The sequence below is a fragment of the Ciceribacter sp. RN22 genome (assembly GCF_024054295.1).
GTDB lineage: Bacteria > Pseudomonadota > Alphaproteobacteria > Rhizobiales > Rhizobiaceae > Allorhizobium > Allorhizobium lividum.
Window position 1 is genome coordinate 1925146 of the sequence record NZ_JAMXLD010000001.1, and the last position, 23218, is coordinate 1948363.

The window sequence follows — 23218 nt, forward strand, 5'->3', positions numbered from 1 at the left end:
AATCAATCCCATCTGCAATCTCCCAGACGTCAATCAGAGACGGGGAGTGTGACATTCCAACTTTGCAGAAACAGGACACTTCAACTTTGCGGCCACATCCAAAGATCGCATAAGGTAGATTATGGAACTAAATGATATGCCGGATAGCCGGGAAAAGGCCTGAAATCACGCCGGCGTCGAGACTACGTCGGAACCAGCCCTGCGATGATCAATGGCTGCGAGTATGACCCGGGTCATTCGAGTTTCCGTCGGCGGACAATGATGCCTGTGTCAGAGAAAACATCGAATATTCAATGCTATATGCAGAACGTTTCACACGGCGTGAAAACAAATCCTCACACCGCGTCTGCGGCGATCTCCGCCTCGAAAACCATCTGGTCATAGGCCGGCTCGACATGCGGCGGCGTTTCGCCCATCACGGTTTCGTAGTCGAGCGGCACGTGCATATGGGTCAGGATCGAGCGCATCGGCTTAAGCCGCTCGATCCAGCCGAGCGCCTGTTCGAGCGAGAGATGGCTCGGATGATGACGGTATTGCAGCGCGTCGATCACCAACACGTCGAGCCCCTGGAGCTTCGCGACCGTCTCCTCGGGAAAGTCGCTGACGTCGCAGCAATAGGCAATGTCGCCGATCCTGAGACCCAGCGAAGGAATGTCGCCGTGGCGCTGCACGAGCGGCTGAAAGCGGATCGTGCCACCCTTGCCGGTAATCTCGACCGGTCTTTCGATATCCTCGATCAGCCGCGGCTCGACGATCGGCGGATAATTGCTGCCCACCGGCGTTTCGAGACAATAGCCGAAACCCTGGCGGATGCGCGCCATCGTCTCGGGATCGGCATAGATCGGGATGCGCCGACTGCGGTTGATGAAGTAGCCACGCAGGTCGTCGATGCCATGCAGATGGTCGGCATGGCCGTGGGTGTAGATGACGCCGTCGATGTGCTGGACGCCGGCGGCGATCATCTGCGCGCGAAAATCAGGGCCGGTGTCGACGACCACCGTCGTCATCCCGCCGTCCCGCGCGATCTGCTGGACCATGAAGGCCGCACGGGTCCGCCGGTTGCGCGGGTTCGCCGGGTCGCACGCGCCCCAGTCGCCGTTGATCCGCGGAACGCCCGGCGAGGACGCGCAGCCCAAGATGGTGAAGCGCCGGCGAAACGTCATCGGTCAGAGCCCCGGCATCTTCGAGAAGACGCGGAGCGCGTTCTCGGTGGTGATCCGGGCAATCTCCTCGAAGCTCACGCCCTTCGTCTCGGCGAGCACTTCCGCCGTGTTGACCACGTAGGACGGCTCGTTGCGCTTGCCCCGCCAGGGTTTCGGCGCGAGGTACGGCGCGTCGGTCTCGACGAGCAGCCGGTCGAGCGGAACATCCTTCGCGATGTCGCGCAGCTCCGTCGACTTCGGAAAGGTCAGGATGCCGGAGAACGAGACATAGCCGCCGAGTTCGACGCCGGTCCGCGCCAGCGCCTCTCCGGAGGAAAAGCAGTGGAGGATGAAGGGGAAGGCCCCCTTCCCCGTTTCCTGCGTCAGGATCGCTGCCATGTCTTCATCGGCGCTGCGGCTGTGGATGACGAGCGGCAATTGCGTGCGCCGTGCCGCCTCGATCTGGCGCAGGAAGCCGGTCTTCTGGTCCTCCGGCGTCTGCGTGTCGTAGAAATAGTCGAGCCCGCATTCACCGATCGCAACCACCTTCGGATGCTCGGCGAGCCGCACGAGGTCATCGGCCGTCACGTCGAGTTCCTCGTTCGCATTGTTCGGATGCGTGCCGACCGAACAGAAGACGGAAGGATGACGCTCGGTGATTGCAAGCAGCGTGTCGAGCTTGCGCACCCTGGTCGAGATCGTCACCATCCGGCCGACGCCTGCGGCGTGTGCGCGCGCGACGAGCGCGTCGCGCTCCTCGTCGAAATCGGGGAAGTCGAGATGGCAATGAGTGTCGATCAGCATTCCGTCAGGCCTTTGCTGTCTCTTCCGGTGCGACATAGCGCGGGAAGACCGGCTTCGGTGCCTCGAGCGGCGTGCCGGCGGCAAGCCGGCCGGCCGCGCCGAGGCGGGCGAAATCGCGCGCATCCTGCGGAACGGCGACGAGATCGAGCAGCTTTGCGGCCGAGTCCGGCACGATCGGCTGCAGGAGGATCGCGATCTGCCGGACGACTTCCGCCGTCACGTAGAGCACGGTCGCCATGCGCTTGGGATCGGTCTTCTTGAGCGCCCAAGGCTCCTGACCGGCGAAATAGCGGTCGGCCTCGGAGACGACGGCGATGATCGCCGTGACTGCCTTGTGAATCGCCTGGCGGTTCATCTCCTCGCGGCAGATCTCGATCAGCCCGTCGGCCGAAGCGAGCATTTCCCTGTCCGCATCGGTGAGTTCGCCGCATTCGGGGATCTTGCCGTCGCAATTCTTGACGATCATCGACAGCGAGCGGCTGGCGAGGTTGCCGATGCCGTTCGCCAGATCGGCATTGATGCGGGTCGCGATCGCCTCTTCCGAATAGCTGCCGTCGTGGCCGAAGGAGACTTCGCGCAGGAAGAAGTAGCGCACCTGGTCGACGCCGAAATGATTCACAAGGTTGACCGGGTCGACGACGTTGCCGAGCGACTTCGACATCTTCTCGCCCTTGTTGAGCAGGAAGCCGTGGGCGTAGACCCGCTTCGGCAGCGGCAGCTTGGCCGACATCAGGAAGGCCGGCCAGTAGACGGCATGGAAACGGATGATGTCCTTGCCGATGACATGGATGTCCGCCGGCCAGTATTTCGCCCGCGGCCCGTTCACGTCTTCGACATAGCCTGTGGCGGTGATGTAGTTCGTCAGCGCGTCGACCCAGACATACATCACGTGCTTCGGATCATCCGGCACCTTGATGCCCCAGTCGAAGGTCGTGCGCGAGATCGAGAGGTCCTTCAGGCCGGATTTCACGAAGGAAATCACCTCGTTGCGACGCTCCGCCGGGCCGATGAAGTCCGGGTTCTCCTCGTAGTGCCGGAGCAGCGGCTCGGCATAGGCGGAGAGGCGGAAGAAATAGCTCTCCTCCTCCACCCATTCGACCGGCGTGCCCTGCGGCCCGTAGCGCACGCCGTCGGCGCGCACTTCGGTTTCTTCTTCCTGGTAATAGGCTTCGTCCCGCACCGAGTACCAGCCGGCATAGCTATCCTTGTAGATGTCGCCGTTCGCGGCCATGCGCCGCCAGACTTCCTGCACCGTCTCGTGGTGGCGCTTCTCGGTCGTGCGGATGAAATCGTCGTTCGAGGCGTTGAGCAGCTTGCCCATGGCGCGGAATTCGTTCGAATTGCGCTCGGCGAGCGTTTCCGGGGTGATGCCTTCGGCGCGCGCGGTCTGCTGCATCTTCTGTCCGTGTTCGTCGGTGCCGGTCAGAAAGAACACGTCCCGCCCGTCGAGCCGCTGGAACCGCGCCATCGCATCGGTGGCGATCAGTTCGTAGGCATGGCCGATATGCGGCTTGCCGTTCGGATAGGAAATGGCGGTAGTGATGTAGAATGTGTCTTTCATGATCGGCCCTGTTGCGGACTGCGTTCTTTTTGCCGTCCTGCTCTAGCGCATGTCATCGCCATGCGAAACAACAAGTTTCGCTCTTGCGAGATGTTGAACGGCGAACCTACCGGGTGATCTCGTCGAGGATGTCGAGGATGGTCTGCTTGCGGTCGAGATTGTAGGCGGCGCTGACGGCGAGCCGCTCCGTGACGGAGGAGGAAAGCCGCGCAAAATGGTCGGCCTCGCCGATCGCCCCGGAAAGGGCGGCCGCCCTCGCCTGCTCGTGGAGATGGTCGCCGAGGTGCTCGACGAAGAAGCCGAAGGCGACGTCGCTGTCCCTGGCGCTCAGCGCGTCGGCGATCCGGTGCATGATCTTGCGCGCCGCCGGCCCTTGGGCCGCGAGCAGTTCGTCGAAGGCGGCGATGATGTCGAGGCCGCCGTAATTGATGACCTTCAGCGCCCGCGCGACGCTGCCCTTGGCGAGCGCGAGCACCGTCTCCCGCTGCCCGCCGGCAAGCGCAATCCCGAGCTGTCCGAGCGCCCGTTCCATGTTCGACGCGTCAAGCGGTTCGAGCTTCAGCGGCAGGCAGCGCGAGCGGATCGTCGGCAGAAGTTTTCCCGGCGCGTGGCTCAGCACCAGGAACATCGCCCGCTTCGGCGGCTCCTCGAGGATCTTCAGGATGGCGTTCGCCGCGTTGCGGTTGAGGTCGTCGGCCGGATCGATGATGACGATCCGCCAGTTTCCCGTTCCCGACGTCTGTGAGAAGAAATGGCCGGCCTTGCGCACCTCGTCGATGGTGATGGCGCCGCGCAGCTTGCCGGTCTTCTCGTCGACGGGCCGGGTGAGATGGAGCAGGTTGTGGCTGGCGCCCGCGGCGAGCTGGCGCACGAGCGCCGAGCCCGGGTCGGGATCGCCGAGCACGGCCGGCGCCTGCGACGGCTCCGGATGCGAAAGCACATGCGCGGCAAACCGGAAGGCGAGCGTCGCCTTGCCGATTCCTTCCGGTCCCTCGATCAGGATCGCATGGTGTCCCTTGCCGGAGCGATAGCTTTCGGCGAGGAAGCGTTCCGCCGCCTCGTGGCCGAAAAGCTTGGCCGTGCCGAGCGGCGGTGCCGCGCCGTCGAGAAGTCCCTGGCGTTCGTCGCTCATTCGGCCGTCACCGGTCTTTCCGTCCTTCGCAGGTCGAGCGCCAGCGGCTCGACCAGTGCGAGTATTTCGGCGGCGATCGCCCCGACGGGCCGGCCGGCATCCACCACCCGACAGCGTTTCGGATCGGCGGCCGCGATGTCGAGAAAGCCCTGGCGCCGCTTCTCGTGCGTCTCCAGTTCTTCCTTTTCGAACCGGTCCGGCGCGCTGTTCGCGCCCGGTTCGGCCCTGCCGCGCGCCCGTTCGAGCCCGCGCTCGGCCGGCAGGTCGAGGATGAGGGTAAGGTCGGGCACCACGCCGTCCACCGCCACCCGCTCGAGCGTATCGATGAATTCCGATTCAAGATTGCCGGTGACACCCTGGTAGACGCGCGAGGAATCCATGAAGCGGTCGCAAAGCACCACCGCGCCCCTTTCGAGCGCCGGGCGGATCACCGTCTCGACGTGGTCGTTGCGCGCGGCGGCGAAGAGCAGCGCCTCCATGCGCACACCGAAATCCTCCGCCGCGCCCGACAGGAGCACGTGGCGCAGCGCCTCGGCGCCCGGCGAACCGCCGGGCTCGCGGGTGACCAGCACTTCGAGGCCGCGGGCCTTCAACGCCTCGGCAAGCCGGCGAATCTGCGTCGATTTGCCGGCCCCCTCGCCGCCTTCGAAAGTTACGAACAATCCCCGTCCCGTCGCCAATCTCTGCTTCCCGTCATCCCGGCGCATCTGCCGGCCGCTTCCGTTTCTACCCCATATGCCCGTGCCGCGAAACCTCGGCAAGCCGTATCGGAGCCGGAAGCGCTCTACAGCCAGAAGAACAGGAGTTCGATCAGCGCGTCCGTCGCCTTCTGCCGCAGCGTGCCCGGCCCGACCGCCGCCGCGGTCTTCAGCGGCACCTCGCGCAGCAGCCTGTCGCCGGCGGTGATTCTGAGCGTCCCCACATCCTGTCCCTGCGACACGGGCGCGTCGAGCGGCCAGCGATAGACGATCCGTGCCGAAAGCCGTTCCGGGTTCGTCACCGGAACGTAGATCTCGACCGGCGCTGCCGCGACGAGGTCGACCTTGCCGCGATCGCCGCCGTAGACGCTCGCCTGCCCGATTGTTTCGCCTGCCTTGAAGAGCTCGCGCATCTCGAAATTCTCGAAACCCCATTTGAGGAGCCTGACCGCCTCCTCGCGCCGGTCCTTGTCGGTCGCAAGCCCGCCCATCGCGAGGAAAAGCCGTCGGCCGTTCTGCTCCGCAGAGGTCAGGATCGAGAACCCCTCCCCCTCGGCAAAGCCGGTGGCGAGCCCGTCGGCGCCGATGCCGGCCGCCAGCATCGGATTGCGGTTGCGCTGGTAGATCTTGTTCCACTCGAAATCCGGCAGCGACAGCAGCCGGTAGTAATCCGGATAGGCCGTCTTGAGGTACCGCGCGAGCGTCACCATGTCCTTGACCGACGTGCGGTTGGCGGGATCGGGAAGCCCCGTCGGGTTGGCAAAATGCGTGTCGGTGAGCCCGATTGCGGCCGCGCGCGCATTCATGCGTTCGGCGAACTTTTCCTCGCTGCCGGCCATCCCCTCGGCGAGCACGATGCAGCCGTCGTTCGCCATCTGCACCGCGACGCCCTTCAGCAGGTCCTCGACCCGCACCAGCGAATTGAGCGCGGCGAACATCGTCGAGGTGCGCGACGGCGCACCGCCGGTCCGCCAGGCATGCTCGGAGACCTTGTAGATGGTGTCGAGGCTCACCTCGCCGCGCTCCAGCGCATCGAACACCACTTCGAGCGTCATCATCTTGGCGAGCGAGGCGGGCGCGAGCGCCTTCGTCGGGTTCTTCGAAAGCAGGATGGTGCCGGTCGACGCCTCGATCAGATAGGCTTGGGCCGCCTTGGTCTCGAAGGCGGGGGCAACCTTCTGCTGCGCGGTCGCCGGCAGGCCGCTCACGAGGACGAGGAAAAGAACGGTGAACATGGCCGCGAGACGGCGAATGACGGGGGCATCGGCAAATTGCCGTGCCGGACGGTGCCCGATGGGTCTTGCGAGGCTGTTTCCCGTCATCGTCTGCCTTCGGCCCGCTTTCCTCTTCCCCGGCGGACCGCCAGTCGCAGCCCGAACGTCACCGCGCCGGCTTGGCGCCGCCGGAAGAGGCCTTCCCTGCCGCCGTGCGCCGGGCCGAGGCCAGAATCGCACCCTCGGTCAGGCCATCATTGCGCACCATAACCGCGTCGAAGGCAAGACGCACGGTGACGGTCGGTTCCTCGGCATAGGCCGAGGCATAGCTCGCTCGGTCGCCGAGGCCGGGCTGCGGCCGCTCATAAGGCACGGGGCCGAGTTCCGGCAGCAGCACGAAGCCGGTGAAGGAATCGAGCGCCGCCGGCATGATCTGCTGGCCGCCGAAGGCTTCCGAAGGTGTCGGGCCCGCAAGACTCGTCTGGATGGCCGGTGCCGGCGCCTCCGCCAGCGCCATCGGCGAGGGGGCCGGCAGCGGAACCGACGCCGGATCGGCCGAGGCGACCATCACGCCGCTTGCGATCTGGCCGGCGGGATCGACCAGCGGGAAGCGGTCGCCCTTCTTGATGTAGGAGGCCATCAGGTAGGGCATGTCGTGCCCGTCCATGCGGGCGGGGCCGACATACTGCACGCGCACCTTGCCGGTGCCGCTATGCGTCATGTCGAGGAGGTCGGCCGTCTTGTTCGAAAGGTCGATGATGCGATTGGAATGGAACGGTCCGCGGTCGTTGACGCGCACGATGACCGAATTGCCGTTCTCGACATTCGTCACCCGCGCATAGCTCGGCAGCGGCAGCGTCGGATGGGCGGCGGAAAGATAGAACTGGTCGTAGACCTCGCCGTTGGCGGTCTTGCGGCCATGGAAGGCCGAGCCGTACCAGGAGGCGATGCCCACCTTGTCGTAATTCGGGTTTTCCTTGGGCACGTAGACCTTGCCCTTGACGACGTAAGGGGTGCCGACGAGATAGCGTCCGCCGCCCTTCGGGATATTGCCGCCATAGGCCACGCGCGGGCTCGCCTTCACACCGTATTCGGATTCGGAAAAGTATTCCTTGCCGTGGCGGGTCTTCTTCTTGCCTTCGGTGCTCGCGCACGATGCCACACCCACGCAAAGGACCGACAAGGCGATCCACCTTGCACCGCTCCTCACAGCTCCACCGCGATCGAAACCCATACGCCCCACTTGTTCGCTCACGCTGCGGTAAACAGCCTTGCCACGCGACCAGGAAACAAGGCCCCTCTTCCCGGTCACTTTGGCTATATCAGAAAGATAAACCTGTCGACAACATGGCAGAGGGGCGCAAACTGTCGCAAGTTTCCTTTATGATGCAAGAGTATTGGTTAACACGCGGTAAATTATGCCGGCGAAGGTACCGCTTTCGATTATCGCATCCCCTTGCGGAAGACATTTGACGTTACGCAATATTTGGCTCTGCCCACCCGAGGTGAATTTCGCCCCGCCATCGGCGAACGCTCTTGCCAAGTTTGACGGCATTGCGCATAACGCACTCGCTGGATGGGTGGCCGAGCGGTTTAAGGCACCGGTCTTGAAAACCGGCGTAGGTGAGAGCCTACCGTGGGTTCGAATCCCACCCCATCCGCCATGTCAGTCCCTGAGTGGGCACTGAGTTTGCACCACTTCCCGATACCAGCGTCTGAAGCAGCCGGGACTTCGATCCGGTGATACGGACCTCGCCTTCTGCGACCTCGACGCGCTGTGCCAGCGCGCGCAAGTGGTCGCGGCGATAGCCTCCGCCTTCAAGCCGGATGCGCTGGCGGGCAGTCGCGGCGAATTTGCGCAGCATCTGTAGCGTTACGGCCTTCTGGCCCGAGTTCTGGAGCATGGCCTGTGCCCTGTCGGCGTCAGCCTTGGCCTGATCGCGGATGGCCTTGAGGCCGTCGATGCGATCTTTCAACGCCGGGTCATCCAGATCGGCAATGCCTCCCTCGATGGCGTCATAGAGGCGCTTGAGGCGCAGTTCCGATTCGGCAGAGCGTTTGTTCAGTTCGGCGATATGCTCGCGGCGGCGCTCGGCATGTTCTTCTCGGCGGTCAAGCACGGCGGCAAGGATCGTCTCCAGCCGCTCGGGCCGCAACAACTGCTTCTCAAGGTGGTCGGCAACCAGGTCGTCCAGCTTTTCCATCGGCACGGTCATCCCCTCGCAGGCCGTCGGCCCCTGCCGCGCCTTGGTCGAGCAGGCATAGTAGCGGTAGCGCCCGCCCTTGCCGGTGCGTATGGTCATGGCCCCGCCGCACTTGGCGCAATAGATCAGCCCCGTCAGCATGGTCGGGCCACTGACGACACGCGCGGGCATGACTTTCGGGTTGCGGGCTTTGAGCAGGTTCTGCACGGCATCAAAGGTCTCCCGGTCGATGATCGGAGGGACCGGAACCGTAACGACTTCGCTGACGGGCTTTAGTTGCTTGGTCTTGGTGCGTTTATTGAACTCGTGCTCGCCCATATAGGTGCGCCGGGTGAGGATGCGGTGAACCTGTCCGATGCCCCATCGCCCGCCGTCGCGGGTGAACATGCGGCGCTTGTTGAGATAGGACACGATGTTCTTCACGCCCATCTGGCCGGTCGTTCCATCACCTTCCAATGCAAGACGGTAGATCAGCCGCACGGTGTCGGCGTGCAGCGGATCGATTTCCAGCTTCTTCTTGGTCTTGCTCCCCCGCTGTTCGGCGGCGACCACGCGATAGCCGATCGGCGGCAGCGCGCCATTCCAGAAGCCTTGCCGGGCATTCTCCTTCAAGGCGCGCATGACGTGCTTGGCGTTCTCTTTGGACTGGTATTCATCGAAGAGCGCCATGATCTGCCTCATCATGACGTGCATGGGGTCATCCCCCATCTCCTGCGTGATGGAGACCAGCTTCACGCCGTTCTTCGCCAGCTTGCGGACATAGAACTCAAGCTCGAAGTGATCGCGAAAGAACCGGCTGAACGAATGGACCACGACGACATCGAACGCAGCGGGCCTCGATGTTCCCGCCTCTATCATGCGCTGGAACTCGGGACGGCGGTCGTTGGTCGCAGAGGCGCCCGGTTCGATGAAGGTCTCGACCAATTCCAGGCCCCTCGCCGCGCAATAGGCTTCGCCCTGCCGCTTCTGGTCGGGAATAGAGACATCATGCTCGGCCTGCCGCGCGGTCGAGACGCGGAGGTAGAGCGCGGCGCGCTGCATCACCCGAGGCTGAGATTTGCCGTCGTTGGAAGTTGTCATGGGGTTTCTCCCGACAAAAGGCGCTCTGCCGTCGCAACAGGCAGATACAGCGTATGTGGCCGATCAGTCAGCGGCGTGAATCCGAAGGCCGCGTAGAAGGCGGCGGCCTTCGCGTCGATGGCATCGGCGAATATGGCGTGAGCGCCTATCGGAGCTTCGGCGACCGTCCTGATGGCGTCGAACAGCAGCGCCTCGCCGAGCCCGAGCCCGGCATAGGACTCGTCTCGTCCAAGCCAGCCGATCATCACGGCCGGGACGGTCGGGTAGCGCGGCAACCGGCTTGCCAGCAGTTCGGGCACGGCCGTCAGCGGAATGTTGCTCGATGAGAGCGTGTAGAAGCCCGCGACCCGGTCGGCCTCAAGGTCTCGGGCGACGAAACAGGTCGCATATCGGCGCTTGATGTCCTGCGTGACGGCCTCGCGGAAATAGCGGTCTATCCGCTCGTTGCCGCAGGAGAACGTCTTGCGCTGGTGGGCCTTGGTCAGCGCCTCTATCGCAAACCTTGCACTCACCGGTGCGCGATCAGGTCGGCATGACGCTTCGCTGCGCGGGCCAGACGGGCGTTGGGCGCGGGCGGATCAATCAGTGCCTTCGCAAAGCGCACCTGATCCTCCGCCGCCAGACGCAGCACGTCGGCTTCCTCTACCGTGCGGCGGGCATCCTCGCCCGCCGTGGCGATGAGATAGCCCGTCAGCGTCATGCCGCGCAGCTTGGCCGCGCGCTGCATCTGCTCATAGATGTGGACGGGAACGCGCGCCTCAAGGCGGGCGGTTTCGATTTCACTTGCGGGTCTGGGCATGGCTGATCTCCTTGGCAAGATTATATACGGCACATTGCCGGATACATCAAGGATCGGATGAGCCGAAGAGTTCATCGAACAGATCGCCGAACCATCGCTCGAAGACCTCGATCTCGGCCTCGGTGACGGGAACGGGATCGGGCCAGTCGTCGGTGACGGCCCATGTGCTGAGGTCGTGTTTGGGCGGTCTGCCGGGAAAGGGCCAGGGATAGCCCAGCAATTCCTCAAGCTGCTCTGACGCCGTCGGGCAACGGTCACTGTCTCCGGGATCAATCGCCATTGGAGAATGAGACCTCCTTGCGAGGCCGCCATGCGACGGGATCTGCGATCCAGCGATTGATCTCCGATTCCCGCCATCCCGCACCGTTGACGCTGATCCTGATCTGGGCGGGAAACGTGCCGTCGGCGATCTTGCGGTAGATCGTGGAGCGGGAGAGGCCTGTGCGGGAGAGCACGGTGTTCAGGCGGATGATACGGTCTGGCATAGGCATGGCGGCCTGCCTCCTGCTGGATGTTCTGACTGCCCCTGATCCAGTCAGAACAGGAAAATATCCTTTTGCAAGAGGCGCTTAGCTGCTGTCGTACTGCCGCGTAGAGGCGGCGAAAAATGGATAGGCTCTAGCGCGTGGTCTTCTTTGCCAGTCGCACGCCCGGACCACCGCCGTTCTCCGGGAGGAATTCTATGCCTTCTGCTTCAAGAACGGTACGAATCTTCCGCTGAGTTTCGGAAGACACGACGGGTATGTTCTCCCCCTCACTTTCGCAACGCTTAATCGTCGGCACGGATACTCCGGCCCGGCCAGCAAGCTCTGCCTGTGATAATCCAATCAATGCGCGAGCTGCCCGCATCTGTCCTGCTGTTACCAAAGTCTATTGATCCCTTTAGATCATTCCGCTATGATCCAAAAGGATCAATTGTGTCCTTGGATCATTGGTCCGCAACGCGGCTGAACACGGTGTTCGCGCACCGCGCCCAGCCTGGCCACAACCAAGCTGTATGGAGCTCAGATCATGGTTTCTCTATTCGGCGGTTTTAGGTCAAGTGCCTTCTTTCTTTTTACTCTGCCGCTAGTAGTGTCTTTCGCGAGGCCGTGCTTCTCTCCGGGATCGGCATTCTTGCCCTCCCTTGATGGGATCAGAGGATGAGGTGGCACAATCTGATTCGCGTCCTTATCAGCCAAAGCATGACCGGTACACCCATGATCACGAACTCACCTTATCCTTCGTCCCGCGAAGGACACACTTTCGCCGGCAGGCAAAACTTCGTTTCTTCTTTCCAGGGCCTTTTCAACCAGAGATCGGTGCGGACGCCCTTGCCCAACGAAATTCAGTGCTGTCCAGCCACATGCGATGCATGACCACCGCCAAGCGACGGGCAAGGGCAACTGTCGCCTTGCGCAGCCCACGCCGCTTGGCAATATTCATTGCCCAACTCTTTAGCCACGACCATTTTGCCACGCGCACCAGCATAATGTGAGCTGCCTCGTAGAGCAGAGTTCGCATCATCCTGTCTCCGCAGAGAGATATGCATCCTGCGCGCTTACTTTCCCCGGATTCATGGAGTTGGCCTGCTGCCGGTTTCATGGACACCGAGTTAAGGTGTTTCCAATGAAACTGGAGCGAAGGAATGCAACGAAGGAAGTTCAGCCGCGAATATAAGCCTTATATTCGCGGCTGAACTTCCTTCGTTGCATTCCTTCGCTCCAGTTTCATTGGAAACACCTTAACTCGGTGTCCATGAAACCGGCAGCAGGCCAATGCGGAGGGCGTACTCGTTGGAGCCTGCCCAACTCGAGACTTACTTTTCGTCGTGGGAGGAGAAATGGCTCACGTCAGAAAAGGACATCAACAACCCAAAGATCCCGCGCAGTTTCGTCATGGACGTTGGAACACTCCTCTATACAGATCAACGCGAATTGGACCTCGCGAAGGCGGCTGCGATCCGGCGTGCGAAGACAAAGGCATCCGCCGATCGGCGGGCAGCTAAGAGGAAAGCGCAAGCTGATCTTATCGGATCCTAGGATGTGGAGAGAATCGCTTCTCCCAGATAGCCAAGGCACTCGGGTTCGTACCACGGCGTTTCCCAATGGCGATACCGGAATCCTATTGGCAAAGGCCGCACTTGCCCACCTCCCCCCTTGCGGGGGAGGACAAAAATTCGAGGGCTTGAGGTCAGCGCAAGCCGCCTAAACCTCAGATTTCGCTTTCTCCCCCGCAGGGGGGAGACACCGCCCCCACCTTCGACTCACCGCAAAAATTCCCCAACAAAATCAATCCCCGCACCCCGTTTTCATTCACCCCCTTCCGGCCTGTCGTAGAATCAACCCCGTTCCGCCATCGGATACACCGGGCCATGCGAAGTCCGGCGAGGCGGAACCGGCGCCGGGGTGGATGACTGTCGCAGGTCGAAGACCCCGGCCGCTGCAACGGTCTCCCTCCGCGGGAGGCGGAAGGCGAAACGGTCCGGACCGGTTCGCCGTCACCGCCGCTAACGCGGGCGTGCCTTGGAGACACACAGACAGGCGCCCTGGGAGCTTGAAAAAGCCCCCCGGCGAAAAAGACGGCGGGGTGGAACGGGCCGGCGGAAATGCCGCTCCTCCATCTGCCGGCGAGGGTCAGGCCGGACGGTACCATCCGGCGGGATCTTCCCGGGCCTCCGGCCAGGCGTCAGCGAAGGTCCGTCACCGGACGGATGCGCGCTTGATGCCGATCCGCGCCGGCCGATGCCGAACCTTCGGGTTCCGGCAAAGGCGCCGCCTTGCCAGAGAGACGCATGCAGCGGGACAGAACGCCGAACGGGGCGCCGCAAGGAGCCACTTACTCATACTCTGACAGGCCCCCTGCGGCGCCGCGTCCGAGACTGAAGTGACCGACCCGGAGGGAGACATCCCGACCGGCGGCGAAGCTATTGCATTTTTCCCGCGCGCCTCCCGCCGGACGGGCGAAGTCCGCGCCGGCCCGATGAGACGAGATTGAAGACAGGACACGAAGAGAGGAGACGCCATGACCGACCGCGACACCCCTGCCCCGAAGAATCCCGGCAGCGACGGCTCCACCCCGGAGGACCGGACGGACGTACCGTTGCCCCTCCCCGAGCCGCCGATGGAGTTGCTGCTGCGCACCGCCGTCGCGATGATGGGTCTCACCAAGACCTGCCGGACCCGCCGCTGCCGCCGTCAGGGCCGCTGCACGGGGCCGCTCGCGCCGCCGCCATGGCCGCGCTGCACCGGCCACATCACCGAGGAGGCCCGCGCCCGGTTCATCGAGGATTTCGCCGCAAAATTCGCCCGGCTCGGCCGGGCGCCCGATCCCTGGCCGGAGCCCGAAAACGGACACGAGGCGGAGATCGACGAGCGCCGCCGCGCCGCCTATCTGCTCGAGACGGCCTTCGGCTTCGATCATCCCCTCTACGGCGCACGGATTCTCGCCTGGATCGCCGGCGATCCCGAGCAGCGCCGATACCGTCCGTGGCTCTTCAAGGCCCCACCGCAGGACGGCGCGGGCTGACCGCCATGGCGCAGGGTTCGACGCGGATGGGCCTATTCGGCGGCGCGCGGTGCTTCGGCCGGTCCGGCCATGCCCGCCGCTTCGAGGATCTCCGCCGGCGCGGCGGCGGCGATGTCGTCGGCCGTCTCGATCTCCTCGTCGATACCCTCGTCGGCCGCCGCGATCTCCGGCTCCGCCGGCGGGTGCGGCGCGGCGGGCACGACCGGCTCCAGCTCGTAGGCATAGCCCTCGATCATCGCATAGGCCTGCTCGATTGCCTCGATCTGCCCCTCGGCGGTGCGGATCGCCTCGGCGATCGACTGGCTGCGGGCGCGCAGCATCGAGCCGAGCACGTCGGCGCCGGGGCGGCGGGCGAGCCGGTCCATGTGCTGGCGCACGCGGTTGCGGTGGCGTTCGAGTTCGAGGATGTGGAAGCGGTTCTTCAGGATGTCGTCGGTGAGCTTGCGGCGAAGTGCGGCGACCGGGTCGAAGCTGCCGGGCTCACGCTCGTCGAGGATGATGTCGTTGACCAGCGTTTCCAGCACCATCAGGCCCTTGAGGTCGCGGGGGTCGGCCATCTGCGGGTCGTAGCCGGTGTCGTCGTAGACCTTGCGACGCACCGGGTCGCGCAGGAGGTCGTAAGCCGCGGTCACCGTCTCGAAGGCGGAAATGTCGCCGCCGCCGTCCGGATGGGCTGTCTTGGCGAGCCGGCGATAGGCCCTCTTGATGGCGGCCGCGTCGGCGTCGCGGTCCAGTCCGAGCGTCGCATAAGGGTCGATCAAAGGCGGCACCTGTCTTCGTGGCAAAATGGTTCTCTCGTCTCCGCTTTCCTAAACCCGGATTGGGGCGGCATCAAGCACGCCGGAAGATTCGCGAAGGCCGCACCGGCCGGATCGGTGCCGGTTTGGTGCCGGATGACCGCAGGCGGGCAGAAAAAAGTAACCACCGCCCCCGAATTCCAAAGGGATTCAGGGGCTTGCAAATCAGTTTATGCCGTTTTAGATTTTTCTTACTTGCCTTTGGCGGCGTCCCATGTACGGTTGCGCCGCTCGGGCTACAGATCCCGGAGACTGAACCGTTCGTTTTGGATCGCCTGCGTGGTTGCTTCCCTGGGGGCCTACTCCCGCCGAAAGACGTTCATTCCCGATATCGCGCCTCTCGACGGGTCCCTCCTGACCGGGGGACCGAAATGCCCCGTCTCCGGCGCCGGAGACGGGAAACACCACCGAAAAGGAACTATCCCATGGCCACCAAGGGCACCGTAAAATTCTTCAACCAGGACAAGGGTTTCGGCTTCATCACGCCGGACGGCGGCAGCAAGGACGTCTTCGTCCACATCACCGCGCTGCACGCTTCGGGCATGCAGGGTCTGCAGGATGGCCAGCAGGTGACCTTCGACACGGAGCCGGACCGCATGGGCAAGGGCCCGAAGGCGGTCAACATCCAGCTCGCCTGATCCGTCGCGGCGAACCGCTTTTTGCATGATGTCCGGCCCTCGTGGCCGGCGGACACGGCGCTCCATCCGGGGCGCCGTTTTCCGTTTCAGGACGAGGATTCCGCCCTCATCGGCCTCAGCCGGCCGCCCGCTTCGGCCCGGCTTCGGTATCGACGGCAGCGAAGGCGGCGGCGATCACCTCCGGCCCCGCCCCAGGCCGCGCCCCGTCGGCGGAGAGAATCTGCCGGTAGCGCCTGGCCCCGGCAAAACCCTGGAACAGCCCGACCATGTGGCGGGTGACATGGATCAGCCGTCCGCCGGAAACGATATGGCGTGCGGCATGCTCCATCATCGCGTCGCGCACCGCATCCCAGTCCGGCTGCCGATCCGGCTCGCCATAGATCGCCGCATCGACCCCGGTCAGCAGCGTGGCATTGTTGTAGGCCGCGCGCCCGAGCATCACCCCGTCCATTACCTCAAGATGCGTGACGGCCGCCTCGATCGTCTGGATACCGCCGTTGATGCCGAGGAAGAGGTCCGGGTTCTCCCGCTTCACCTGGTGCACCAGGTCGTAGTCGAGCGGCGGGATGTCGCGGTTCTCCTTCGGCGAAAGCCCCTGCAGCCAGGCCTTGCGGGCGTGGATCCAGAGGCCGTCGGCACCCGCCGCCGCCATCCGCGCGACGAAATCCGGCAGCACCGCATGCGGGTCCTGGTCGTCGACGCCGATCCGGCACTTGACCGTCACCGGCACGGGAGACGCCGCCTTCATCGCCGCGACGCAGCGCTCCACCGTCTCCGGCGTGCGCATCAGGCAGGCGCCGAAGGTGCCGGACTGTACCCGGTCGGACGGGCAGCCGACATTGAGGTTGATCTCGTCATAGCCGTAATCGGCGGCGATCTTCACCGCCTCGGCGAGCTTGCCCGGGTCCGATCCGCCGAGCTGCAGGGCGAGCGGATGTTCCAAGGGCTCGTATCCAAGCAGCCGGTCGCGATCGCCGTGGATCACCGCGTCCGCCACGATCATCTCGGTATAGAGCAGCGCGCGGCGGGTGAGCTGCCGGTGGAAGACGCGGCAATGGGTGTCCGTCCAGTCGATCATCGGCGCGACGGCAAAGACGGGAGCCTTGAAATATCTCGCTTTTTCTTGTCTCACAGGCTCCTGCAACGCTTTCTTTCCCGTCTTGTTCAAGCTTGTTCTCGACCAAATTCGCCCGTTTTCGCACCGGATTGGTCCCATGGGCCAAATGTAACAGCGGTGGACCAACTATGGAACCGCTTACGGAAACGATCACCGCGCACAAGGAAAGACGGGCGCGTCGGCCAAATGGCGCGAGTGCGGGTTATGCCGGACGGCGCCACCCAAAGCACTTTCGCGGAATTTTTTTTACCTCCCCGAATTAGTTGGATCCTGTGCACCGGCCTCGCGTCGCCAGAAACACGCTTTCATTGCAGTTTCAACACCATGCAATCATTCATCATATCCGGTCGACGGGGCGTCGCGGCTGTTCGTGGCCGAACGATCGCGTCTCGACGGGCTTCCCCTATGTTGCATTGCCCAAAAAAAGTATGATAGCTTCTATTTACAAGGATAAAAACCTACAAAATTCCTCTGGTTAAATGCGATTTCGCCACAGGAATTGAAGGGTCCCGTACAATTTGAATATTAAATCAGGTAGGTCGGTAGATATATACAGGCTTAACTGGGTTAATATTTTGTTCTATTACTCGTCCAGACACGGGAAGCGATGGATGAATTACAGTTTCGCGCGAACAGAAAAGACAATTCCTGCATCCTCTCCTCAGGCGGGAATGTGGATGAAAGAGAAGATATCTCCCTCTGATTGGAGTTTCGTGATCGCCGAGGCGATCGAAATTCACGGAAGGCTTGATTCACGACATTTCATCGCTGCCCTTCGTATCCTGACTGAGGAACTGGAAGCCACCCGGTCGCGGATTCGTGGCATCGAGGGCCGGCCCCATCAGGTCATTCTCGGCGCCTATGACGGCGACATTCCGCTCCTCGATTTCAGCGACGAGAGCGAACCACTCTCGGCGGCGTATGGCTGGATGAACGCCGAGCATCGCAAGCCGATCGACGTCGCCGAGGACTGGCTTTGGGCCAGCGCGCTGCTGAAAGTCAGCGACGTCCACTGGATCTGGTACCACAGCGCCCACCACGCGCTGATCGACGGCTTTTCCGGAGGGCTCATCGCCCGCCGGGTGAGCGAGCTCTATGAGGCTTTGCAGAATGGACGCTCGCCGTCGCCCTGCGACTTCGGCTCTCCCGACGAACTGCTCGCGATCGAGCGCGACTATCGCGGTTCCGTGCATTTCGGACGAGACCGCAGATACTGGCTCGACCAGCTGAAATCGCTGCCGCAACCAGTGACACTTGCGCGGCGCAAGATCGATCCGTCCGGCGGCACCCTGCGCCACAGCGTCGAACTCGACCGCGAAATGATCCGCCGCGTTGCAGCCCTCGGTCGGGCGGCGGGCGGCAGCCTGCCGCAAACGCTGATCGCACTCGTCGCCACCTATTATGCCAAGGCGGCCGACGTCGACGAACTGACGATCCTGACCATGGTGACGGCCAGGATCAGCGCCGACCTCAGGCGCATGCCGGGCATGCTTGCCAATGCGGTGCCGCTTCGTTTCAGATTCGGGCCCGACGTCAGGCTGGCCGACGTCATCCGCCAGACGAGCCAGCAGATGGCGCGGGCGCTTCGCTACCAGCGTTACCGCTACGAGGACATGCGGCGCGATCTCGGCCTTTCCCACCGCGACGAGCAGATCGCCACGCTCGGGGTCAACATTGAACCGTTTGACTACAGTTTCGACTTCAACGGGCTGCCGGTGACGGCACGGAACCTGTCGAACGGCACGACGGCCGACCTGACGATCTTTGCCTATGATCGCGGTGACGGCCGGTCGATGATCGTTGATTTCGATGCCAATCCGGCGCTTTACACCCTGTCCGAGCTGGTCGACCATCAGAAGCGCTTCGTCCAGATGATCGAAGCCATCCTTGCCGAACCGGAGCGGCCGATCGCATCCCGCTCTCTGCTCCTGCCGCAGGAGCGGGAGCGTGTGCTGCTGGAATGGAATGCCACCGGCAGGCCCATCGATCCGCTTTGCCTGCCGGTCCTGTTCCGCCATCAGGTCGAGCGCACGCCGCAATCCCCGGCCGTCGTCTTCGGCGATCGCCAATTGAGCTATCGGGCGCTCGACGTCGCCTCCGATGCCTGGGCGAGGCATCTCTCGTCCAAAGGAGTTGTGCGCGGCGATCTCGTCGCCGTCGCGGTGCCTCGCTCCGAGGCAATGGTCGTGGTCCTGCTCGCCATCCTCAAGATCGGTGCGAGCTATCTGCCTCTCGATCCTTCCGACCACAGCAACCGACTGTCCGTCATTCTGGACGAGGCAAAACCGGTCGCCATCGTCACCACCTCGACACTTGCCAGTGAGACAGATCTCGGCACGACGCGGCAGATCCTTCTGGATCGCCCGATCGCGGAAGGCGACGGCGATCTGCCGAAAGAGCTTCTGACCGAGGGGCCATCATCTCAGAATCTCGCCTATGTGATCTTCACCTCCGGTTCGACCGGGCGGCCGAAGGGGGTACAGATCACTCACCAGTCGCTCACCAATTTCCTGATGTCGATGCGTGAACTCATCGAAATCAAGGCATCGGATCGCCTGCTCGCCGTCACCACCATCGCCTTCGACATCGCCGCCCTGGAGCTTTTCCTCCCGCTCATCTGCGGCGCGACCACGGTTGTCGCCCCGCGCGACACGGTGCGGCAACCGGCGGCGCTGCGGCGCCTGATCGCCGAGCAACGGATCTCGATCCTGCAGGCGACGCCGTCGCTCTGGCGCGCCCTCGTCAATGACGGCGGAACGGAACTGCGCAACGTGCTCGCACTCGTCGGCGGCGAGGCCCTTTCACCGGATCTCGCCCACAAGATGGCGGCGCTGCGCGCACCGGTGATCAATCTCTACGGGCCGACGGAATCGACCGTCTGGTCGACCGCGATGTCGCTGAAGGACGGCGATCTCTCCACCGTCCCGATCGGCCGGCCGATCTGGAACACCCAAGTCTATGTGGTCGACCGCCATGGCCAGCCGGTGCCGCCCGGCTTCGTCGGTGAACTGCTGATCGGCGGCATGGGCGTCGCCCGCGGCTATCTCGACAGGCCCGAACTCACCGAAGAGCGCTTCGTCCCCGATCGCTTCACCGCAAACGGCGGCAAGCTCTACCGCACCGGTGATCTGGCACGGTGGCGGGCGGATGGGGTGCTCGAATATCTCGGACGCAACGACTTCCAGATCAAGATCCGCGGGTTCCGCATCGAACCGGGCGAGATAGAGCAAACCCTGATGAACCATCCGGGAATCCGCCAAGCCGTGGTGATGCTGCGCGAGGATCCCGGCCGCAACAAGCGCCTTGTCGCCTATGTGGTGCCGGCCGAGGCAGGACAGGATCTCGATCCGCGCATCCTGTCGCAGCACCTCGCCCAGCATCTGCCGAGCCACATGATCCCGGCCCATTACGTCCGAGTGGCCGAGCTTCCCCTGAACGGCAATGGCAAGATCGACCGCAAGGCCCTGCCCGCGCCGCAGGTCCGCGAGGGCGAGGAAACGGTCGCGCCGCGCAACGAGACGGAGCGCGCCCTCGCCGCCCTGTGGTGCGAGGTTCTGGGACTAAAGAACGTCGGCATCCACGACGATTTCTTCGCACTCGGCGGTGATTCACTCGCCGCGGCCGGCATGGTCTCGGCTCTGCGCAGCAGGGTCCAGGGCGAGATCCCGCTCGGCGTCATGTTCGAGACCCCGACCATCGCAGCACTTGCCGAACGGCTGGAGGTGGCAAACGAGGCCTCCTCGCTGATGGCGCCCATGCTGCCGATAAAGGCAACCGGCAACCGGGAACCGCTGTTCTGCATCCATCCGATCCTGGGTCTGGGCTGGAGCTTCTTCTCGCTCGGCCAGCATGTCGGCGAGGACGTGCCGATCTATGCCCTGCAATCCGACGGCCTGCTCGATCCCGCCCGGACGCCCGAGAGCATCGAAGCCATGGCAGAGCGCTATCTGGAGCGCATCCGCTCCAGGCAGCCCCATGGTCCCTACCATCTGCTGGGCTGGTCGCTCGGCGGTCTGATCGCCCACGAGATGGCCCGCCGGCTGCTCGACAACAACGAAACCGTCGCCTTCCTCGGCATGCTCGACAGCTACAAGTTCCGCCCGGACAGCCTGTTGCAGGACGAGACAACGCTCGTGCATGCAGCACTCGGCTTTCTCGGAAGCAGCGACGAGGCCGCGAAGGGCATCGATACGCTGGAGGCGCTGGGAGATCATGTGGTCGAACGCTTCTATCGGCGGAACGCCGACGTCCTCAACCACACCGGCCTCGACGATCCGAAGCTGGTCGAGCGTGCCCGGCAGACGATCCTGCGCAATTTAGAGCTGGCCGGCCGTTTCGTACCCGGCCATGTCGATGTCGACCTGCATTTCTTTCGGGCCGGTCGAGTCATGGCGGCACCTGCGACACGCGCCGTCATCGAGTATGAGCCGCAGTCCTGGCTGCCGCATATCGGCGGTCGCATCTATCTGAGGACGCTCGATTGCGGCCACGACGAGATGCTCGACGCCGATCCGGCAGCGGAAATCGGCGCGGTGGTGCAGTCCGAACTCCTGCGCTCGATCCTGGTGCTGCGCCACGAGCGTTACCGGCCGCAAAGAGCCGGCAGTTCGGCCTGAACGCGATCGACCTTGCCTCTTTCGTTGAGAGAGGCGGGTCGGTCCATCCTGTCGGCAGAGGTCCGGCTCCCCTGCGAAGATCAGCTCGAAAGCTGAGGCGAACATCTCACATCGGGCCTTGCCACGGCCAAGCGACGCGGGGATCGCCCGACCGCCAATCGATGCGCGAGCCAGATCGGAGTACCCTCGCGACGGCCCTTCGCCTATGCCGTCGCTGCCGCAGCGAGCCGCCTGCTGACGTCGGCGGCGAGCGCCCGGGCATGCCGCCCGACCATGATCGTCTGATGGTTGCCGGAGACATCGACCCATTCCGCCGCGGGCAGGTAGGCCTCCCAGATGAGCTTCGGATCGCAATCGACCGGCGAGCCGCCCTCCGTCCGGTAGAAGACCAAAGGTCCCTCGTAGCGCGAGGGGCGGTAGAGCCCCTTCATCCGGAGGAGCTGCCGGGCCGCGCGATCGTAGGCGGGCGGATAGCCGCCCAGCCATTGCGGCACGAAGGTCGGGTAGATTTCCGCCTTGGGGCTCAGGAAACGGAAAGCGAGACGCCGGAGCGTCCGGCGGTACTTTGCGAGCCTGCCGCCCCGCAGCACCTTGGAAGGCTCACCGGAAGCCTCCTCGGCGCCCGCAGCCGGTATCCCTCCACCCCTGGAAAGCAGGCGCCCGGCGGCGAAGGCGAGCCAGGTGCGAAGCGGCCATGCATGCTCGCTCTGCGGACTATCGACAAGGGCGAGGAAATCGATCCGGGCGCCACGGGCCGCGAGCACGCGGGAAAGCTCGAGCGCGACGAGGCCACCGAAGGAATAGCCGACGAAGCGGTAGGGCGGCACGATGTCCGATACCTCCAGTTCGGCGAGACAGGCGGCCACCTCGTCGGCGATGACGGCCGGGCTCGCGGCGGGACGGCCGAACGGCGTGAGCGCCATGCCGTAGACAGTGCCGTCGAAGGCGAGCGCGTTGACGAAATCCTTCATTTCGAGAAAGCAGCTCGCGCCACCGGCAAAGACGATGAGCGTATCCGGCGAGGTGCCCTTGCGGATCCGGATCAGTTTCGGGACGTTCCGGAAGGAGCCGTCGGCCATGGCGCGCGCGAGATCGCGAAGTGTCGGCCACAAATAGAAGCTGTTGACGTCGAGCTCGATGCCGCCCGCCTGCCAGACGGCCTCGACGAATTTCAGCGCGCGGTTGATGTTGAAGACATCGACGAGCACTGCATCGGCCGAAACCTCGCGACGCTGCACACTGCCGGCGATCTCGACGACAAGGCGTTCGAACCCGGCCGCGTCACGCCCAACCGTCGGCACCGCCACATGCCTCTCCATACTTCTTCCCGCCGCCAATCGTCGTTTGCTCTAGACAGGTCCGATGTTCAGCACAGAATTGCGGAAGGACGTTTCGCTTCCGTTAAAGCGGGCGGTTCCGGGGCGTTGCTACAGCAGGCCGAGTTCCGCGAGTTCGCGGCGCAGGTCTTCCGGCATGTCCTCGATATCGGCGCCCGAAGCGTTGAGATCGCGTGGTGCGGCATCGGGTTCGAGATAGCGCCAGCCCTGGAAGGGCCGGCGCGGTGCCGGTGCCACCTCGATGACCTCCGGTCCGAGGATCAGCTCGCAGCGGCTGATGCCGTCGCCGCCGGTGAAGGTCTTGATGTCGAGAAGCCGCTGGCGCGCGGCGACCTGCCCCTTGATGATCCAGTAGAGGGAGCCGCCGTCCAGCAACGCCTCGGTGCGCTTGGGCACCATGCGGGTGACGTGGGAGCTATGCGGTTCGAGGCCCGCGGCAATCGCCGTCAGCGAGCGCTCGGCGACCCATTGCCTGAGATCCTCGAGCGACTCCGCGCCGACGCAGAGCTTGATCAGATGCAGTGTCATGGCGACGGTGATACGCCTTTGGGCGAGGCGGTCAAGCCCCGCCG

The 23218-nt window shown here is 63.9% G+C and carries 20 protein-coding genes, 1 tRNA gene and 2 pseudogenes; 5 read left to right on the forward strand and 18 right to left on the reverse strand.

The window, feature by feature from the left end; all coding sequences use genetic code 11:
* Positions 1-335: 335 nt before the first annotated feature.
* The 7 genes from NHF53_RS09540 to NHF53_RS09570 all read right to left on the reverse strand — a co-directional run bounded on the left by NHF53_RS09540 (position 336) and on the right by NHF53_RS09570 (position 7785).
* Entirely contained in the window at positions 336-1163 is an 828-nt protein-coding gene (locus NHF53_RS09540) for an MBL fold metallo-hydrolase (RefSeq protein ID WP_252833986.1), read from the reverse strand.
* 3 nt (positions 1164-1166) lie between these two features.
* A complete protein-coding gene (locus NHF53_RS09545; protein WP_252833987.1) occupies positions 1167-1946 on the reverse strand; it encodes a TatD family hydrolase in 780 nt (259 codons plus the stop codon).
* A 4-nt stretch (positions 1947-1950) separates the two neighbouring features.
* Positions 1951-3507: a methionine--tRNA ligase gene (gene metG, locus NHF53_RS09550; protein WP_252833988.1), complete on the reverse strand. Its 1557-nt coding sequence runs from the start codon at positions 3505-3507 to the stop codon at positions 1951-1953.
* Positions 3508-3613: 106 nt separating this feature from the next.
* The gene (locus tag NHF53_RS09555; protein ID WP_252833989.1) at positions 3614-4639 is read right to left on the reverse strand and encodes a DNA polymerase III subunit delta'; all 1026 of its coding nucleotides are present in this window, start codon (positions 4637-4639) and stop codon (positions 3614-3616) included.
* The gene (gene tmk / locus NHF53_RS09560) at positions 4636-5346 is read right to left on the reverse strand and encodes a dTMP kinase (protein WP_252833990.1); all 711 of its coding nucleotides are present in this window, start codon (positions 5344-5346) and stop codon (positions 4636-4638) included. The genes NHF53_RS09555 and tmk overlap by 4 nt, the downstream gene beginning before the upstream one ends.
* 77 nt (positions 5347-5423) lie before the next feature.
* The gene (locus NHF53_RS09565) at positions 5424-6572 is read right to left on the reverse strand and encodes a D-alanyl-D-alanine carboxypeptidase family protein (RefSeq protein WP_252834951.1); all 1149 of its coding nucleotides are present in this window, start codon (positions 6570-6572) and stop codon (positions 5424-5426) included.
* A 145-nt stretch (positions 6573-6717) separates the two neighbouring features.
* Entirely contained in the window at positions 6718-7785 is a 1068-nt protein-coding gene (locus NHF53_RS09570) for a septal ring lytic transglycosylase RlpA family protein (RefSeq protein WP_252834952.1), read from the reverse strand.
* Positions 7786-8125: 340 nt separating this feature from the next.
* Here NHF53_RS09570 and NHF53_RS09575 point away from each other — a divergent pair.
* A tRNA-Ser gene (locus tag NHF53_RS09575) sits at positions 8126-8215 on the forward strand.
* Here the strand turns inward: NHF53_RS09575 and NHF53_RS09580 are convergent.
* The 7 genes and pseudogenes from NHF53_RS09580 to NHF53_RS09610 all read right to left on the reverse strand — a co-directional run.
* On the reverse strand, positions 8183-9835 hold the full coding sequence (locus NHF53_RS09580; protein ID WP_252833991.1) for a recombinase family protein: 1653 nt from the start codon (positions 9833-9835) through the stop codon (positions 8183-8185). The two genes, NHF53_RS09575 and NHF53_RS09580, sit on opposite strands and share 33 nt — an antisense overlap.
* On the reverse strand, positions 9832-10347 hold the full coding sequence (locus tag NHF53_RS09585) for a GNAT family N-acetyltransferase (protein WP_252833992.1): 516 nt from the start codon (positions 10345-10347) through the stop codon (positions 9832-9834). Before NHF53_RS09585 ends, NHF53_RS09580 begins: the two co-directional genes overlap by 4 nt.
* The gene (locus tag NHF53_RS09590; protein WP_252833993.1) at positions 10344-10634 is read right to left on the reverse strand and encodes a DUF1778 domain-containing protein; all 291 of its coding nucleotides are present in this window, start codon (positions 10632-10634) and stop codon (positions 10344-10346) included. Before NHF53_RS09590 ends, NHF53_RS09585 begins: the two co-directional genes overlap by 4 nt.
* Positions 10635-10680: 46 nt before the next feature.
* Positions 10681-10914 carry a hypothetical protein gene (locus NHF53_RS09595; RefSeq protein WP_252833994.1) on the reverse strand — a complete coding sequence of 78 codons (234 nt, stop codon included), beginning with the start codon at positions 10912-10914 and terminating at the stop codon, positions 10681-10683.
* Entirely contained in the window at positions 10904-11125 is a 222-nt protein-coding gene (locus NHF53_RS09600) for an AlpA family transcriptional regulator (RefSeq protein WP_252833995.1), read from the reverse strand. Before NHF53_RS09600 ends, NHF53_RS09595 begins: the two co-directional genes overlap by 11 nt.
* A 127-nt stretch (positions 11126-11252) precedes the next feature.
* Positions 11253-11483, reverse strand: a complete 231-nt coding sequence (locus NHF53_RS09605; RefSeq protein ID WP_252833996.1) for a helix-turn-helix transcriptional regulator — start codon at positions 11481-11483, stop codon at positions 11253-11255.
* Positions 11484-11921: 438 nt separating this feature from the next.
* Positions 11922-12230, reverse strand: a pseudogene (locus tag NHF53_RS09610) (transposase); the annotation flags it as partial.
* A 161-nt stretch (positions 12231-12391) separates the two neighbouring features.
* Between NHF53_RS09610 and NHF53_RS24280 the strand changes: the two are divergent.
* Both NHF53_RS24280 and NHF53_RS09615 read left to right on the forward strand, forming a co-directional pair.
* Entirely contained in the window at positions 12392-12655 is a 264-nt protein-coding gene (locus NHF53_RS24280) for a hypothetical protein (protein ID WP_374591058.1), read from the forward strand.
* A gap of 982 nt (positions 12656-13637) precedes the next feature.
* Positions 13638-14141 (forward strand): hypothetical protein, encoded by a 504-nt coding sequence (locus tag NHF53_RS09615; RefSeq protein WP_252833997.1) that lies wholly within the window; start codon positions 13638-13640, stop codon positions 14139-14141.
* A 200-nt stretch (positions 14142-14341) separates the two neighbouring features.
* Here NHF53_RS09615 and NHF53_RS09620 read toward each other — a convergent pair.
* Positions 14342-14902, reverse strand: a pseudogene (locus tag NHF53_RS09620) (J domain-containing protein); the annotation flags it as partial.
* 461 nt (positions 14903-15363) lie between these two features.
* Between NHF53_RS09620 and NHF53_RS09625 the strand changes: the two are divergent.
* Positions 15364-15576, forward strand: coding sequence for a cold-shock protein (locus tag NHF53_RS09625; protein ID WP_114361730.1), 213 nt, complete (start codon positions 15364-15366; stop codon positions 15574-15576).
* 115 nt (positions 15577-15691) lie between these two features.
* On the opposite strand, the gene dusA is transcribed toward NHF53_RS09625, so the two are convergent.
* Complete coding sequence (gene dusA, locus NHF53_RS09630; protein WP_308218645.1) at positions 15692-16708, reverse strand: tRNA dihydrouridine(20/20a) synthase DusA; 1017 nt, start codon at positions 16706-16708, stop codon at positions 15692-15694.
* Between the two features lie 596 nt (positions 16709-17304).
* Between dusA and NHF53_RS09635 the strand changes: the two genes are divergently transcribed.
* The gene (locus NHF53_RS09635; RefSeq protein WP_256481256.1) at positions 17305-21309 is read left to right on the forward strand and encodes an amino acid adenylation domain-containing protein; all 4005 of its coding nucleotides are present in this window, start codon (positions 17305-17307) and stop codon (positions 21307-21309) included.
* Positions 21310-21512: 203 nt separating this feature from the next.
* On the opposite strand, the gene NHF53_RS09640 is transcribed toward NHF53_RS09635, so the two are convergent.
* Both NHF53_RS09640 and NHF53_RS09645 read right to left on the reverse strand, forming a co-directional pair.
* On the reverse strand, positions 21513-22628 hold the full coding sequence (locus tag NHF53_RS09640; protein ID WP_252833999.1) for a thioesterase domain-containing protein: 1116 nt from the start codon (positions 22626-22628) through the stop codon (positions 21513-21515).
* A 108-nt stretch (positions 22629-22736) separates the two neighbouring features.
* The gene (locus NHF53_RS09645; RefSeq protein ID WP_252834000.1) at positions 22737-23174 is read right to left on the reverse strand and encodes a DUF1489 family protein; all 438 of its coding nucleotides are present in this window, start codon (positions 23172-23174) and stop codon (positions 22737-22739) included.
* Positions 23175-23218 lie beyond the last annotated feature (44 nt).